Annotated in this window: 18 protein-coding genes; 14 read left to right on the top strand and 4 right to left on the bottom strand. The window is 70.3% G+C overall.

The features are described from left to right. Positions 1-12: 12 nt before the first annotated feature. On the bottom strand, positions 13-450 hold the full coding sequence (locus tag AB0I68_RS25270; protein WP_030161262.1) for a hypothetical protein: 438 nt from the start codon (positions 448-450) through the stop codon (positions 13-15). 305 nt (positions 451-755) lie between these two features. Here AB0I68_RS25270 and hemL point away from each other — a divergent pair, with 305 nt between their 5' ends. From hemL to AB0I68_RS25230, 8 genes are all read left to right on the top strand, one after another. Next, positions 756-2,090: a glutamate-1-semialdehyde 2,1-aminomutase gene (gene hemL / locus AB0I68_RS25265; RefSeq protein WP_363179634.1), complete on the top strand. Its 1,335-nt coding sequence runs from the start codon at positions 756-758 to the stop codon at positions 2,088-2,090. After that, positions 2,087-2,761, top strand: coding sequence for a histidine phosphatase family protein (locus AB0I68_RS25260; protein WP_363179633.1), 675 nt, complete (start codon positions 2,087-2,089; stop codon positions 2,759-2,761). Before hemL ends, AB0I68_RS25260 begins: the two co-directional genes overlap by 4 nt. Before the next feature lie 84 nt (positions 2,762-2,845). Next, entirely contained in the window at positions 2,846-4,084 is a 1,239-nt protein-coding gene (locus AB0I68_RS25255) for a hypothetical protein (protein ID WP_363179632.1), read from the top strand. Between the two features lie 66 nt (positions 4,085-4,150). Beyond that, positions 4,151-4,789 (top strand): TlpA disulfide reductase family protein, encoded by a 639-nt coding sequence (locus AB0I68_RS25250; RefSeq protein WP_363179631.1) that lies wholly within the window; start codon positions 4,151-4,153, stop codon positions 4,787-4,789. A gap of 4 nt (positions 4,790-4,793) precedes the next feature. After that, complete coding sequence (locus AB0I68_RS25245; protein WP_363179630.1) at positions 4,794-5,573, top strand: cytochrome c biogenesis protein CcdA; 780 nt, start codon at positions 4,794-4,796, stop codon at positions 5,571-5,573. A 13-nt stretch (positions 5,574-5,586) separates the two neighbouring features. Then, positions 5,587-7,290 carry a cytochrome c biogenesis protein ResB gene (locus AB0I68_RS25240; RefSeq protein WP_363179629.1) on the top strand — a complete coding sequence of 568 codons (1,704 nt, stop codon included), beginning with the start codon at positions 5,587-5,589 and terminating at the stop codon, positions 7,288-7,290. Then, complete coding sequence (ccsB, locus tag AB0I68_RS25235; RefSeq protein ID WP_363179628.1) at positions 7,287-8,384, top strand: c-type cytochrome biogenesis protein CcsB; 1,098 nt, start codon at positions 7,287-7,289, stop codon at positions 8,382-8,384. The genes AB0I68_RS25240 and ccsB overlap by 4 nt, the downstream gene beginning before the upstream one ends. A 25-nt stretch (positions 8,385-8,409) precedes the next feature. Beyond that, entirely contained in the window at positions 8,410-8,913 is a 504-nt protein-coding gene (locus tag AB0I68_RS25230; protein ID WP_363179627.1) for an SRPBCC domain-containing protein, read from the top strand. Here the strand turns inward: AB0I68_RS25230 and AB0I68_RS25225 are convergent. After that, the gene (locus tag AB0I68_RS25225) at positions 8,889-9,413 is read right to left on the bottom strand and encodes a hypothetical protein (RefSeq protein ID WP_363179626.1); all 525 of its coding nucleotides are present in this window, start codon (positions 9,411-9,413) and stop codon (positions 8,889-8,891) included. The two genes, AB0I68_RS25230 and AB0I68_RS25225, sit on opposite strands and share 25 nt — an antisense overlap. Before the next feature lie 84 nt (positions 9,414-9,497). Then, positions 9,498-9,800, bottom strand: coding sequence for a PLD nuclease N-terminal domain-containing protein (locus tag AB0I68_RS25220; RefSeq protein WP_363179625.1), 303 nt, complete (start codon positions 9,798-9,800; stop codon positions 9,498-9,500). 90 nt (positions 9,801-9,890) lie between these two features. Here AB0I68_RS25220 and AB0I68_RS25215 point away from each other — a divergent pair, with 90 nt between their 5' ends. From AB0I68_RS25215 to AB0I68_RS25200, 4 genes are read left to right on the top strand one after another with little or no spacing between them, the layout of a single operon-like run. After that, positions 9,891-11,348: a menaquinone biosynthesis decarboxylase gene (locus AB0I68_RS25215; RefSeq protein ID WP_363179624.1), complete on the top strand. Its 1,458-nt coding sequence runs from the start codon at positions 9,891-9,893 to the stop codon at positions 11,346-11,348. Then, a complete protein-coding gene (locus AB0I68_RS25210) occupies positions 11,345-11,812 on the top strand; it encodes a hypothetical protein (protein WP_363179623.1) in 468 nt (155 codons plus the stop codon). The genes AB0I68_RS25215 and AB0I68_RS25210 overlap by 4 nt, the downstream gene beginning before the upstream one ends. Then, a complete protein-coding gene (gene mqnP, locus AB0I68_RS25205; RefSeq protein ID WP_363179622.1) occupies positions 11,809-12,732 on the top strand; it encodes a menaquinone biosynthesis prenyltransferase MqnP in 924 nt (307 codons plus the stop codon). The genes AB0I68_RS25210 and mqnP overlap by 4 nt, the downstream gene beginning before the upstream one ends. Before the next feature lie 60 nt (positions 12,733-12,792). After that, the gene (locus AB0I68_RS25200) at positions 12,793-13,479 is read left to right on the top strand and encodes a UbiX family flavin prenyltransferase (protein ID WP_363179621.1); all 687 of its coding nucleotides are present in this window, start codon (positions 12,793-12,795) and stop codon (positions 13,477-13,479) included. Here the strand turns inward: AB0I68_RS25200 and AB0I68_RS25195 are convergent. Then, positions 13,476-13,610 (bottom strand): hypothetical protein, encoded by a 135-nt coding sequence (locus tag AB0I68_RS25195; RefSeq protein WP_266626677.1) that lies wholly within the window; start codon positions 13,608-13,610, stop codon positions 13,476-13,478. The two genes, AB0I68_RS25200 and AB0I68_RS25195, sit on opposite strands and share 4 nt — an antisense overlap. Before the next feature lie 139 nt (positions 13,611-13,749). Here AB0I68_RS25195 and AB0I68_RS25190 point away from each other — a divergent pair, with 139 nt between their 5' ends. Beyond that, entirely contained in the window at positions 13,750-14,205 is a 456-nt protein-coding gene (locus AB0I68_RS25190) for an Lrp/AsnC family transcriptional regulator (RefSeq protein WP_266626675.1), read from the top strand. A gap of 95 nt (positions 14,206-14,300) precedes the next feature. Next, positions 14,301-15,464: an aminofutalosine synthase MqnE gene (mqnE, locus tag AB0I68_RS25185; RefSeq protein WP_363179620.1), complete on the top strand. Its 1,164-nt coding sequence runs from the start codon at positions 14,301-14,303 to the stop codon at positions 15,462-15,464. Positions 15,465-15,568: the final 104 nt, after the last annotated feature.

The following is a 15,568-nucleotide window of genomic DNA, read 5'->3' as shown; positions in this document are numbered from 1 at the left end:
GGGGGGCCCGGGTCAGGGCCAGACCAGGCAGTACGGCTGGTGGCCCGCCTCGTGGAGGCGGTGGGAGAAGTCCTGCCACTCGTGGAGCAGCTGGTAGACGTTGAAGGCGTCGCGCGGGCCGCCGCGGTCCGGGACCGTGGACCAGATGAAGGCCGCGGCGCCGACCGATTCCTCGCCGATGCCGCGCAGCGGGTCGACCACCGTCATCGGGAGCTTGACCACGGCGTAGTCGGGGTGGAGGACGACCAGCTCCAGCGGGGGCACCTTGTGCAGGGGTATGCCCTCGATGCCGGTCAGGACCATCGCGGCCACCGTCTCCGGCTTGATCTTGGTGAACAGGCCGCCCATGCCGAGCTCGTCGCCGCCGAGCTCCTCCGGCCGCATCGTGACCGGGACCCGGGCCGCCGTCGCGCCGTCGGGCGCGCCGAAGTACTTGTACGTCACGCCCATGCCGCGGCCCTTGGGCACGTCGTCGGGGGCCTCCAGCGGCCCCAGTACCGGATCGGCCGCGTCCGCGGCCCGGCGCCGATGCTTGCCTCGGCGGCGGGCTTCGCGCGCCTCGCGGGCGCGCTGCGGGTCGAGGCCGTCCGTACCCTCGCCCGGTCCACCACCGCGTTGCATATCTCCACCCGACTGGTCTTGCCTGCCCCGGCCCCGTGGCCCCCGCCACGCAGCCTGATCATCATGGCAGTGACCTCCCCAGGGGCGGCGCGGTGAAACGCCCGTCCGCAAGTCAGTCGCGGCCTGATGAGACCATGGCTGGTGTGAGCTACCCGTACCCGTATGAAGCCAAAGTCTCGCAGACTCTCTTTGACCGCGCGTCCCTCGTGACGCCTGGCGGCGTGAACTCTCCCGTGCGCGCCTTCCGCGCCGTGGGTGGAACGCCCAGGTTCATGGTGTCCGGTACCGGTCCGTACCTGACCGATGCCGACGGCCGCGAGTACGTCGATCTGGTCTGCTCGTGGGGGCCGATGATTCTCGGCCACGCCCACCCGGCCGTGGTGGAGGCCATCCAGGCCGCCGTCGTCCGCGGCACGTCCTTCGGTACGCCCGGTGAGGGCGAGGTCGCGCTGGCCGAGGAGATCGTCGAGCGCATCGAGCCCGTCGAGCAGGTCCGTCTGGTGTCCTCGGGCACCGAGGCGACCATGTCGGCGATCCGGCTGGCGCGCGGCTTCACGGGCCGGGCCAAGGTGGTGAAGTTCGCCGGCTGCTACCACGGCCACGTGGACGCGCTGCTGGCCGCCGCCGGTTCCGGGCTCGCGACCTTCGCGCTGCCGGACACCCCCGGTGTGACCGGCGCGCAGGCCGGCGACACGATCGTGCTGCCGTACAACGACCTCGAAGCGGTACGGGCGGCGTTCGCCGCGCACCCCGGCGAGATCGCCTGCGTGATCACCGAGGCCGCGCCCGGCAACATGGGTGTCGTGACCCCGGCCGACGGGTTCAACCAGGGGCTCGCCGACCTGTGCCGCGAGAACGGCGCGCTGTACATCTCCGACGAGGTGATGACCGGTTTCCGCACCTCCCGCGCCGGCTGGTACGGCGTCGACGGGGTCAAGCCCGACCTGATGACCTTCGGCAAGGTCATGGGCGGCGGCTTCCCGGCCGCGGCGTTCGGCGGCCGCGCCGACGTGATGGGGTATCTGGCCCCGGCCGGCCCGGTCTACCAGGCGGGCACGCTCTCCGGTAACCCGATCGCCACCGCTGCCGGCCTCGCGCAGCTGCGGCTCCTCGACGAGGCCGCGTACGAGAAGGTCGACGCGGTGTCGGCGCAGATCCAGGGCCTGGTGACGGACGCGCTCGCCAAGGAGGGCGTCGCGCACCGGCTGCAGACCGCGTCCAACATGTTCTCCGTCTTCTTCACCGAGGACGAGGTCAGGAACTACGACGACGCCAAGAAGCAGGAGTCCTTCCGCTTCAACGGCTTCTTCCACTCGATGCTGTCGCAGGGCGTCTACCTGCCGCCGTCGGCCTTCGAGTCGTGGTTCGTCTCCACCGCCCACGACGAGCAGGCGGTCGAGCGCATCGCGGCCGCGCTGCCCGCCGCCGCCCGCGCCGCCGCGCAGGCCACCCCGGAGGCCACCGTATGAGTGACATCACCGTCGTCCACCTGATGCGCCACGGAGAGGTGCACAACCCGGACGGGGTCCTGTACGGGCGCCGGGCCGGCTACCACCTCTCCGAGCTGGGCCGCGAGATGGCCGAGCGCGTCGCCGAGCACCTGCAGAACCGTGACATCACGTACGTGGTCTCCTCCCCGCTGGAGCGGGCGCAGGAGACGGCGGCGCCGGTCGCCAAGAGCCACGGCCTGGTCGTGGCGAGCGACGCGCGGCTGCTGGAGGCGGAGAACGTCTTCGAGGGCAAGACCTTCGGTGTCGGGGACGGCGCGCTGCGCAAGCCCGCCAACTGGAAGCACCTGACGAACCCGTTCAGGCCGTCCTGGGGCGAGCCGTACGTCGAGCAGGTCGTCCGGATGACGAGTGCCATCGAGGCGGCGCGCGACGCGGCCCGCGGCCACGAGGCGGTGGCGGTCAGCCACCAGCTGCCGATCTGGATCGTGCGCAGCTTCGCGGAGAAGCGCCGGCTGTGGCACGACCCGCGGCGCCGGCAGTGCACGCTGGCCTCGCTCACGTCGTTCACGTACCAGGGCGACCGGCTGGTGTCGGTGGGCTACAGCGAGCCGGCCCGGGACCTGGTGCCGGCGCACCTCCTCGCGGGGGCGAAGCCGGTGAAGGGCAAGTCCAAGGCCTTCGGCGCCTGATCAACCTAAAAGTTCATACAAGTCCTACCGGATTCGCCGCGCCGTACCTCGACTTCACTGAAAAGTCCGTTTATGTGACTATTCATGAGCGAAGTGACGCGCGAATTCACCCGAAGGGGACTGCTCGGGCTGGGTGCCGCGGCGGTGGCGGCCGGAGTCGTCGGCTGCGGCGCCGACGGCCGTCCGTCCGGCCCGGGCCGTCCCGGTCCCGGCGGCCCCGGACCGTCCCGGTCCGCGGCCGCGGTCCGGCCGATCGGTGACGGCTCCACCGCCGACACCGGCCCGCAGCCCCGGCAGCCGGCCAAGCCCGTGCCGCTCCAGCCGGGCGAGACCCCGCCGCAGTTCGTGGTGTTCAGCTGGGACGGTGCGGGGGAGATCGGCAACGGCCTCTTCCCGCGCTTCCTCCAGCTCGCCAGGGACCACGGCGCGGCCATGACCTTCTTCCTCTCCGGCATCTACCTCCTGCCCGAGTCGAAGAAGGACCTCTACAAGCCGCCGAACAACCCGGTCGGGGCCTCCGACATCGGCTACCTCAAGGACGAGAACGTCCGGGGCACCCTGAAGTGCGTCCGCGAGGCGTGGCTCGACGGCCACGAGGTCGGGACCCACTTCAACGGCCACTTCTGCGGCGGCTCCGGCTCCGTGGCCCACTGGACCCCGGACGACTGGCAGAGCGAGATCGACCAGGCCGTCTCCTTCGTCACCAACTGGCGGACCAACACCGGCTTCACCGACGTCGAACCCCTGCCCTTCGACTACCGCAAGGAGCTGGTCGGCGGCCGCACCCCCTGCCTCCTCGGCCAGGACAGCCTGCTGCCCGTCGCGCAGAAGCTGGGCTGGCGCTACGACGCCTCCTCGCCCGGCGGCCTCCAGGTGTGGCCGGGGAAGAAGTCGGGCATCTGGGACCTGCCGCTGCAGTCCATGCCGTTCCCCGGGCACTCCTTCGAAGTCCTGTCGATGGATTACAACATCCTCGCAAATCAGTCGAAAAACACCACCCGCGGCGCGCCCTCCAACTACCCGGCCTGGCGCACCCAGGCCACCGACTCCTACCTCGGCGGCTTCCGGCGCGCGTACGAGACGAACCGGGCGCCGCTCTTCATCGGCAACCACTTCGAGGAGTGGAACGGCGGCATCTACATGGACGCCGTCGAGGAAGCCCTCAAGGGCATGTCGGACAAAAAGGACGTACGGCTCGTCTCCTTCCGGCAGTTCGCCGACTGGCTCGACGTCCAGGACCCCAGGCTGCTGGCCCGGCTCCAGGAGCTGGCTCCCGGCCAGTCGCCGAACGGTGGCTGGCGCACGTACCTCTCCGGTGCCTGACCAGCGGCTTAACACACCTTCGGGGGGCGCGGAAGATCCGCAAATCAGTCATGCGAAACTTTTCACATGAGAATTGGCCGCGCGCGTCGTCGCCGCATCAGCAGCCGCTCGACCAGCGGCCGCGCTCTCCTGCTCACCGCGGTGACCCTCGCGAGCGCCCTGACCCTGTCGGCGTGCGGCGACTCCGGCGGCAAGCCCAACGGCTCCGGCGGCGGCAACTACGTGACCGGCACCCGGGGCATCTCCACCGTCGCCAAGGACGCGCGCACCGAGGCCCCCAAGCTCGACGGCGAGACCGTCGACGGCAAGGCCCTGGACACCACCACCCTCAAGGGCAAGGTCGTCGTCCTCAACGTATGGGGATCCTGGTGCCCGCCGTGCCGCGCCGAGGCCCCGCACTTCGCGAAGGTGTCCAAGGACCTCGCCGACGCGGGCAAGGACGTCGCCTTCGTCGGCATCAACACCCGCGACACCAGCAAGCAGAACGCCGTCGCCTTCGAGGAGAACTTCGGGATCACCTACCCGAGCCTCTACGACCCGGACGGAAAGCTGCTGCTCCGCTTCCCCGCGGGCACGCTCAACCCGCAGGCCATCCCCTCCACGATCGTCCTCGACAAGCAGGGCCGGATCGCCGCCCGCACCCTCGTCGCGGTCAACGAGGAGCAGCTGCGCTCGATGATCGACCCGCTGCTCGCGGAGCAGTGACCTGATGGTCCCCGAGCTCCTCACCCTGGCCGCCGAGCCGGCCGGCGTGAACACGACGGTCCTCGGCGGGGCCCTGATGCTGGCGCTGCCCATCTCGGTCCTCGCCGGGCTCGTCTCCTTCTTCTCGCCCTGCGTGCTGCCGCTGGTCCCCGGTTACCTCTCCTACGTCACCGGCGTCAGCGGGGCCGACCTCGCCGAGGCCCGGCGCGGCCGGATGCTGGCCGGAGCGAGCCTGTTCATCGCCGGCTTCACGGCCGTGTTCGTCTCCACCGGCGCGCTCTTCGGGTACTTCGGGGCCACGCTCCAGGAGAACAAGGAGATCATCTCCCGGGTCCTCGGCGGCCTGGTGATCGTCCTCGGCTTCTTCTTCATGGGCCTGATCCCGGGCCTGACGATGCGCGAGTTCCGCTTCCACCGGAAGCCGACCGCGGGCCTGATCGGCGCGCCCGTGCTCGGCGTGCTGTTCGGCGTCGGCTGGACCCCCTGCATGGGCCCGACCCTCGCCGCCGTCAACACGCTCTCCATCGACCAGGCGAGCGCCGGCCGGGGCGCGCTGCTGACCGTCGCCTACTGTCTGGGCCTGGGCCTGCCCTTCATCCTCGCCGCGATCGCCTTCCGCAAGGCGCTCGGCGCTTTCGGCTGGGTGAAGCAGCACTATGCATGGGTGATGCGGATCGGCGGCGGCATGCTGGTCCTGACCGGGCTGCTGCTCGTCACAGGTTTGTGGGACAGCATCGTCAGCGACATGCAGAGCTGGACCCAAGGCTTCACGGTGGGGATCTGAGGACTACACGCACATGAGTACGACAGACAAGGCGTCCACCGAGGCGCCGAACCCGTCCGAGGACCCGGTGGATTCCGCCGAGGCCGCCGCCGGCGCGCAGCTGTCCACCGCCCCCGCGGAGGACAGCGGTCCCGTCGGCATCGGCGTGATCGGCTGGATCCGCTGGTTCTGGCGGCAGCTCACCTCCATGCGGGTGGCGCTGATCCTCCTCTTCCTGCTCTCCCTGGGCTCCATCCCGGGCTCCCTCGTCCCGCAGACCCAGGTCGACGCGATGAAGGTGGCCCAGTGGAAGAAGGACCACTCCTTCTGGGTCCCGCTCGCCGAGAAGCTCCAGCTCTTCGACGTCTACAGCTCGGTGTGGTTCTCCGCGATCTACCTGCTGCTGTTCATCTCGCTGATCGGCTGCATCGTCCCGCGCAGCTGGCAGTTCGTCGGCCAGCTCACCGGCCGCCCGCCCGGCGCACCGAAGCGGCTGGACCGGCTGCCCGCGTACACGACGTGGCGTACGGAGAAGTCCCCCGACGAGGTGCTCGCACACGCGAAGACGGTCCTCGGCGGGCGGCGTTTTCGCACCGAGGCCGGCGCGTCCTCCGTCGCCGCCGAGAAGGGCTATCTGCGCGAGGCCGGCAACCTGGCCTTCCACGTCGCCCTGATCGTGATGCTGATCGCGTTCGCCTGGGGCCAGCTGTTCAAGTCCGAGGGCGGCAAGCTCGTCCTGCGCGGCAAGGGCTTCGCGAACACGCTCACCCAGTACGACGACTTCAAGTCCGGCAGCCTGTTCACCCCCGAGGACCTGTCGCCCTTCTCGTTCACGCTCGACAGGTTCGACGCCACGTACGAGGAGAGCGGCCCGCAGAAGGGCACCGCGCGCGACTTCACGGCGTACGTCACCTTCAGCGACGGCGCGGACGGCGCACCGCAGAAGCGCGAGATCCAGGTCAACAAGCCCCTGGAGGTCGACGGGGCCAAGGTCTACCTGATCGGCCACGGCTACGCGCCGATCGTCTCGGTGACCGACCCGACCGGCAAGGTGGTCTACAAGGACGCCGTGCCGATGCTGCCCTTCGACTCGAACCTCAGCTCCTCGGGCGCGGTGAAGGTGGCGGACGGCTACCACGACAAGGACGGCACGAAGGAGCAGCTCGGCTTCAACGCCATGTTCGTGCCGACCTTCGCCGGCGAGGGCAAGGGCACGATGCTCTCCCAGTTCCCGGACCTCAAGTTCCCCGTCCTCGCCCTCAGCGCCTACCACGGCAGCCTGGGCGTGGACGCGGGCCTGCCGCAGAACGTGTACCAGCTGAACACCTCCAAGATGCAGGAGTTCAAGGACCCCGACGGGCAGCTGTTCAAGAAGCGGCTGCTGCCCGGCGAGACGATGGAGCTCCCGAACGGCGCGGGCACCGTGAAGTTCGAGGGCGTCGAGCGCTGGGCCACCTTCTCGATCACCCGGCAGCCCGGCAGCGGCCTCGCCCTCGCGGGCGCGATCGCCGCCATCGGCGGCCTGGCCGCGTCGCTGTTCATCCAGCGCCGCCGGGTCTGGGTGCGCGCGGTGGCCGGCAAGGACGGCGTGACCGTCGTCGAGATGGCGGGCCTCGGCCGCAGCGAGTCGGCCAAGCTCCCGGAGGAGCTGGGGCAGCTCGCCGCCGCCCTCCACCAGCAGGCGCCCACGGCGCCCGACCAACCTGTCAAGGAAACTGTCGAAGGGGAGCGCGGATGACGCCGCTCGCAGCCGAAGTCAACGAGAATTTGGCTCAGATCAGTAATTACCTGGTCTATTCGTCGATGGCGGTCTACACGCTCGCCTTCTTCGCCCACATCGCCGAGTGGATCTTCGGCAGCCGCAGCAAGGTGGGCCGTACGGCCGCGGCGCTGACCGGAGCCAAGGCCGGGGCCGCGGGCGCCGCCGGCGCTCCCGCCGTCCAGGTGCGCGGGAAGGGCGGGGGCACGGCCGTCCTCGACAAGCCGAAGGTCGTCACGCGCTCCGCCGCCGGCACCCGCGACGTCCCGGACGGCCCCGGCGCGGCCGGCGGCACCGAGGAGGGCGACCTCTACGGCCGGATCGCGGTCTCGCTGACGGCGCTGGCCTTCCTCATCGAGGCGGCCGGTGTCGTGGCCCGCGCGATGTCCGTGCAGCGGGCCCCCTGGGGCAACATGTACGAGTTCTCGCTCACCTTCTCCACGGTGGCCGTCGGCGCGTACCTGATCCTGCTGGCGTTGAAGAAGAACGTCCGCTGGATGGGCCTGATCCTGGTCACCACCGTCCTGCTGGACCTGGGCATCGCCACCACCTGGCTCTACACCGCCAGCGACCAGCTCGTCCCGGCCCTGCACTCGTACTGGCTGTGGATCCACGTCTCCACCGCGATCATCTGCGGCGCGGTCTTCTACATCGGCGCGACCGGCACGGTCCTCTACCTGTTCCGCGACGGGTACGAGTCCAAGCTCGCCGCCGGCGGCCGGCCGGGCCGGTTCGCGACCTCGGTCATGGAGCGGCTCCCCTCGGCGTCCACGCTCGACAAGTTCTCGTACCGGATCAACGCGGCCTTCTTCCCGCTGTGGACCTTCACGATCATCGCGGGCGCGATCTGGGCGGGCGACGCCTGGGGCCGCTACTGGGGCTGGGACCCCAAGGAGGTCTGGTCCTTCGTGACCTGGGTGGCGTACGCCTGCTACCTGCACGCCCGCGCCACCGCCGGCTGGAAGGGCCGCAAGGCCGCGTACCTCGCGCTCTTCGCCTTCGCCTGCTGGATCTGGAACTACTACGGCGTGAACATCCTGCTCAACGGCAAGCACTCGTACGCAGGCGTCTGACCCGCGGGAGTGGGACGCTGGTGGCATGGCACCCGTGAGTCATGCCACCAGTGAGAGTCGCGGCGAGGGCCGCTGGCTGCTGCGCTTCGAGGTCCACGTGCCGAGCGCGTACGAGGCCGTGTGGCCCGCCCTGACCACGCCGGACGGACTGCGCGGCTGGCTGGCCGCGGCGGACGTCCTGGAGCGCAGGCTCGGCGGGGTCGTCACCCTGCGCTGGCTGAACGGCGGGGCGACGGTCTCGGGCCACGTCACGGCCTGGGACGTCGAGCGGGTCGCGGAGTACACGGTGACCGAGCACGGCCGGATCCGCTTCCATCTGGAGGCGGTGGGGACGGACTCGACCGTGATCCGCTTCCTGAACGAGCGGGCCGGCTCGGACGAGGACCGCCTCGACTGCCTGGCCGGCTGGCATCACCACTTCGAGCTGCTGGAATCCGCGCTGCAAGGCCATCCGGCGGACTGGGCCCGGTGGACGGACGCCCGCTGGGCGGAGCTGCGGGCGTCCTACGCGTCCTTCTCCAGGACGTAGGCGCTGCGCGCGTCCGGATCGCCGAAGAAGAAGTACAGCTCGAGCGTCTGGCGCTGGTTGCGGCGCAGCTCGAAGGTCCACTTGTACCCTGCGGGCGCGGTCTGCCGGTGCGGTGCGCCGCCCCTGGCCCCGGCGCCCGTCGGGGTGGGCAGGTGGAGGCGGACGTGCTGGCCGTAGTTCCAGCCGGCGGGCTCGCGGCTGATGAGCTTCCACGTGCCGGAGCCGGAGAGCCGCCAGCCGTGGTCGTAGTCCCGCTCCTGCCCGTCGAGGAGGGTGACGGTGGCGGTCCCGTCGGCCCGGAAGACGACCTCGGTGCCCTCGACGCAGCGCCAGGTGCCGACGATCTCGGCGGTGCGCGCGTCGTAGACGGCGGGGGCGGCGTGGTGGGTCTGCGGATTGCCGCCGGCCATGGCGAGCAGGGCGGCGACGGCGACCCCGTACGCGAGCAGATTGCGCAGGATCGTGTCGACGACCCGCGGCCCTCCGCAGTTCTCCGGCATCCGCACATTCTTGCAGTCGCCTTGAACGCGTTCAATCGCGTCCTGCGCCACACGCCCGGGCGTCGCGGACGGCCGCCGCAGCGCTCAGTCCTTGTCCTTGTCCCGGTCCTTGTTCCTGTCGCGCTCCTCGCCGAGGGACCTCAGGAACTCCGGGTTGTCGTCGGGCGCCACCCACTGCGTCCGGCGCGCCCGCCCGCCGCCGACCGCGGACCGCTGCCTGCCCGCGAACAGCCACACCACGGGGCCGACGATCGAGAAGAGCAGGATGATGATCACCCAGACCACCTTGGGGAGGTGCTTGACCTCCTCCTCGGGGGTGTTCAGGCAGTCGATGAAGGCGTAGATGGTCAGCGCGAGGATCAGCAGGAACGGCAGATAGCGCAGCACGGTGTGGGACCGACTCCCCAGCAGTGACGGGGGACCCGCCTCGGGCCCCGGTGACACTCCCAGGTTAGTCGGTGACGGATACTGGCCCCTATGGCTTACGACGATCTCCGCTCGCTGCTCCGGGCTCTGGAGCGGGAGGGCGACCTCAAGCGCATCAAGGCCGAAGTCGACCCGTACCTGGAGGTCGGGGAGATCGTCGACAGAGTGAACAAGGCGGGGGGCCCGGCCCTCCTCTTCGAGAACGTCAAGGGCTCGGCGATGCCGCTGGCCATGAACGTCTTCGGGACCGACCGGCGCCTGCTGAAGGCCCTCGGCCTCAAGTCCTACGGCGAGATCAGCGAGAAGATCGGCGGCCTGCTCAAGCCGGAGCTCCCGCAGGGCTTCATCGGGGTCCGCGAGGCCTTCGGCAAGCTCGGCTCGATGGTGCACGTGCCGCCGAAGAAGGTGAAGGGCGACGCCGCCCCCGTCCAGGAGGTCGTCCTCACCGGCGACGACGTGGACCTGGACCAGCTGCCCGCGCTGTTCACCTGGCCCAAGGACGGCGGGTCCTTCTTCAACCTCGGCCTCACCCACACCAAGCACCCCGAGACGGGCGTGCGCAACCTCGGCCTCTACCGCCTCCAGCGCCACGACAGGCGCACCATCGGCATGCACTGGCAGATCCACAAGGACAGCCGCAACCACTACGCGGTCGCCGCCAAGCGCGGTGAGCGGCTGCCGGTCGCGATCGCCTTCGGCTGCCCGCCGGCCGTGACGTACGCGTCGACCGCGCCGCTGCCCGGCGACATCGACGAGTACCTCTTCGCCGGGTTCGTCGCGGGCAAGCGGATCGAGATGGTCGACTGCAAGACCGTTCCGCTCCAGGTCCCGGCCAACGCCGAAGTCGTCATCGAGGGCTGGCTGGAGCCGGGGGAGATGCTGCCGGAGGGTCCCTTCGGCGACCACACCGGCTTCTACACCCCGCAGGAGCCCTTCCCGGCGCTGAAGATCGACTGCGTGACGATGCGCAAGCGCCCGCTGCTCCAGTCGATCGTGGTCGGCCGGCCGCCGACGGAGGACGGGCCGCTCGGCCGCGCGACCGAGCGCTTCTTCCTCCCGCTGCTGAAGATCATCGTGCCGGACATCGTGGACTACCACCTCCCCGAGTCGGGCGGCTTCCACAACTGCGCGATCGTCTCGATCGACAAGAAGTACCCGAAGCACGCCCAGAAGGTCATGCACGCCATCTGGGGCGCGCACATGATGTCGCTGACCAAGCTGATCATCGTGGTGGACGCCGACTGCGACGTCCACGATCTGCACGAGGTGTCCTGGCGGGCCCTCGGCAACACCGACTACTCCCGCGACCTCACGGTGGTGGAGGGCCCGGTCGACCACCTCGACCACGCCTCGTACCAGCAGTTCTGGGGCGGCAAGGCGGGCATCGACGCCACCAAGAAGCTCCCTGAGGAGGGCTACACCCGCGACGGCGGCTGGCCCGACATGGTGGAGTCCGACCCGGCGACCGCGGCCCTGGTGGACCGCCGCTGGAAGGAGTACGGCCTGTGAGCGCCATCGGCATGGGCGGCCCGGCCCTCTTCATCGGCGGCGAGGAGACGTACGTCGCCCTGCTGCGCCCGCAGCTCGACCCGGCGGACCCGGGCGTCCGCGAGGCCGCGGCCGAGGCGGGTGTGACGCCCGAGGAGTTCGCGGGCCCCGGCAACGTCTGGGCGCTGATGCTCGATGCGGACGGCGAGGGCGACGGCTTCGAACTGCCCGGCGCGCGGGACATCGAGGCGGACGACTTCGCCGAGCAGCTCCAGGCCGCCCTGGCGGCGGGCGCGCCGTTCACCACCGAGGCGGGGAACTTCCTCCGCCTCGACGCGCGCCCGGCTGCCGACACCTGGCAGGTCACCGCGCACGTCACCCCGCCGGAGGGCCACGACGGCGCCCCCCGGACCCTGGAGCTCGGCCCGCTCCCCACGGCGGAACTGCTGGCCGACATCGAAGAGTTCCGGAGAGCCCTCGCATGATGACGACCGCCGACGGGGTGATCGGGCCCGGCCCGGCGCCGCAGCCGACCGGCAGGGTGAAGGCGTTCCTGCGGCTCGTGATGATCGAGCACTCGGTCTTCGCGCTGCCCTTCGCCTACATCGCGGCGCTGACCGCCATGTTCCGGCTCGACCGGACCATGCACTGGGCCGAGCTGCTGCTCGTCACCGTCTGCATGGTGGGGCTGCGGACCTTCGCGATGGCCGCCAACCGGATCATCGACCGGGAGATCGACGCCCGCAACCCCCGCACCGCCGGGCGCGAGCTCGTCACGGGCGCCGTGTCCGTGCGCTCGGCCTGGACGGGGGCCGGGATCGCGCTGGCCGTCTTCCTCGGCTCGGCGGCGCTGCTGAACCCGCTCTGCCTGGCGCTGGCGCCGGTCGCGGTGATCCCGATGGTGGTGTACCCGTACGGCAAGCGGTTCACGAACTTCCCGCACGCCATCCTGGGCCTGGCCCAGGCCATGGGCCCCGTCGGGGCGTGGCTGGCGATCACCGGTGAGTGGTCCTGGGACGCGGTGATACTGGGCCTCGCGGTGGGCGTGTGGATCGGCGGCTTCGACCTGATCTTCGCCTGCCAGGACGTGGCCGCGGACCGCGCGGACGGCGTCAAGTCCGTCCCGGCCCGCTTCGGCGTCCCGGCGGCCCTGTGGGGCGCCCGCGGCGCGCACGTCGTGACCACCGGCCTGCTGGCCTGGTACGCGGTCGCGACGGACGCCGGCCCGTTCTTCTGGGTCGGCCTGCTGGTGGTCGTGGGGGCCTTCCTCTACGAGCACACCATCGTGAAGCCGCACGACCTGTCCCGTCTGAACCGCGCCTTCTTCACGGTGAACGGTTTCATCGGCATGGCCCTTTTCGTCTGCGCCCTGGCGGACCTCCTGGCCCGCGGCCTCAGCCTGTAGCCCAACGCTCTGGGCACCTTACCCAGCGTCGTTTTGCAGTGGCCGGATAGTCTCGGAGCTATGACTGACGGCAAGCGCACCCCGTGGGTGGTCGGGGTTTCCGGGGCGTCCGGGACGCCGTACGCGGCCGCGGTGATCCGCGGACTGCTGGCGGCGGGGGAGAGCGTGGACCTGGTGGTCAGCCGGGCCTCGCGGCTGACCCTGCTGGACGAGACCGGGATCGCCTACCGCGACGCGCACTGGCGGGACGATCTCTCCGCCTGGCTCGAGCGCGGGGCGGACGGCAAGCCGGCGACGTTCGCCCGGCCGGAACTGGACGGTGTCCGCCACTGGGGCGCCGGCGACCTGGCCGCCGGGCCGAGCTCGGGCTCGTACCCCGTGAAGGGGATGCTGATCGTGCCGGCGTCCACGGCCTGTGTGGCGGGGGTGGCGCTCGGACTGTCGAAGGACCTGCTCCAGCGCGTCGCGAGCGTGACGCTCAAGGAGCGGCGCCGGCTGGTGGTCGCGGTGCGGGAGACCCCGCTGAACGGGCAGACGCTCAAGCATCTGGTGGCGCTGGACGAGGCGGGCGCAGTGGTGCTGCCCGCCTCTCCGGCGTTCTACGCGGGTGCGACGCACATCCAGGACCTGGTGGATTTCGTCGCGGGGCGGGTGCTGGATGCGGCAGGGGTGCCGCACCGGCTGTACCGCCGGTGGGAGGGGGAGCTCGGTGGAGCGTCCCGCCCCCGGGAGGCAAGCGGTGACTAGCGCTTCTTCGCAGTGCTCGGCTTGCGGGTCCGGTCGACGCGGTGGGCGGCGGCGGGCTGGTCGGTGCGGGATCGGTTGGCCAGCTCCTGGAGCTGTCGCATGTGTGCGTAGGCCATCTCGATCGTGTACACGGTGAACCACTCCTGATGCTCGTCAGATCATCGAGATCATCGTTGATCTGTTGAAAGATTCACAGGGTGTTGTCCCTGTGTGCCTTTGATTCTATACGTAAACTTGCGGGATCGCCGAATAATGGAAGGCTCCAGGTATATGGACGCGGTGGATAGGCAGCTCATCCAGGCACTCCGGGAGAACGGACGTGCCTCGTACGCGGAGCTGGGCCGGCTCGTGGGCCTCTCCGGCCCCAGCGTCACCGACCGGATCAACCGGCTCGAGTCGGCCGGCGTGATCACCGGCTACCGCGCGACCGTCGACGCGGCCTCGCTCGGCCTCGGCGTCACGGCGCTCATCGGCATCTCGCTCTCCGACGCCGCGGACCACGAGGACGTGGCCCGGCGGCTGCGCGACCTGGCGGAGATCGAGGACTGCTGGTTCATCGCCGGCGACGACTCGTACATGCTCAAGGTGCGCGCCGGCGACGTCGACGGGCTGGAGAGGATCATCCGGAAGCTCTCCAGCACCAAGGGCGTCTCCCGCACCCGTACCACCATCGTGCTCTCCACGAAGTGGGAGAACCGGGTCGGGGACCTGCCCGAGGAGGGCTAAGAGTACGGTTGCGGGGTTGGGCAGGGCTGTGCGTACGGGGCAGTGGTGCGGGCAGCGGTACAGGACAGCAGGACACTCAAGGAGGCGACCGGCCGATGGACGCTGGGCTCAAGCGTGAGCTGGAGGAGAAGGTCCGCTCCGGCGAGCGGCTGACCCGTGAGGACGGCATCGCCCTCTACGAGTCCGACGACCTGGCCTGGCTGGGCGGCCTCGCCCACGAGGTGCGCACCCGCAAGAACGGCGACGTCGTCCACTTCAACGTGAACCGCCACCTCAACATGACGAACGTGTGCACCGCGTCGTGCGCCTACTGCTCGTTCCAGCGCAAGCCGGGCGAGAAGGACGCGTACACGATGCGCATCGAGGAGGCCGTGCGCCTGGCCAAGGCCATGGAGAACGACAACCTCACCGAGCTGCACATCGTCAACGGCCTGCACCCGAGCCTGCCGTGGCGGTACTACCCGCGCTCGCTCTCCGCGCTGAAGGAGGCGCTGCCGAACGTCTCGCTGAAGGCGTTCACGGCGACCGAGATCCACCACTTCGAGACGATCTCCGGGATGTCGGCCTCCGACATCCTGGACGAGCTGATCGAGGCCGGTCTGGAGTCGCTCACCGGCGGCGGCGCCGAGATCTTCGACTGGGAGGTCCGCCAGCACATCGTCGACCACCGCACCCACTGGGAGGACTGGTCGCGCATCCACCGGCTCGCGCACGAGAAGGGTCTCAAGACCCCGAGCACGATGCTGTACGGGCACATCGAGGAGCCGCGCCACCGCGTGGACCACGTGCTGCGGCTGCGTGAGCTCCAGGACGAGACCGGGGGCTTCCAGGTCTTCATCCCGCTGCGGTACCAGCACGACTTCGTGGACATGCAGGACGGCAAGGTCCGCAACAGGCTCCAGGCGCGGACCACGATGGCGACCGGCGCCGAGGCGCTGAAGACCTTCGCCGTCTCGCGGCTGCTGTTCGACAACGTGCCGCACGTCAAGGTCTTCTGGGTGATGCACGGTGTGCAGACGGCCCAGCTCGCGCTGCAGCACGGCGCGGACGACATGGACGGCTCGGTCGTCGAGTACAAGATCACGCACGACGCGGACAACTACGGCACGCCGAACAAGCTCGGCCGTGACGATCTGCTCGAGCTGATCCGCGAGGCGGGCTTCCGCCCGGTCGAGCGCAACACGCGCTACGAGATCATCCGCGAGTACCCCGGCCCGGACGCGGCCCTGCGCGAGACCCCGCAGGCGATGCGCCTCTGACCGACGCGGTCAACGGCTTGGAAGGCCCCGGTCCCACGAGGACCGGGGCCTTTCGCGTGTGCGTCCGCACGTCGTCCGTCCGGTACGTCCGTTGCCCGAGTCGG

Source organism: Streptomyces sp. NPDC050448 (genome assembly GCF_040655295.1).
Lineage (GTDB): Bacteria > Actinomycetota > Actinomycetes > Streptomycetales > Streptomycetaceae > Streptomyces.
Note: the sequence above shows the minus strand (reverse complement) of the source record. Positions and strands in the feature narration are given on the sequence as shown.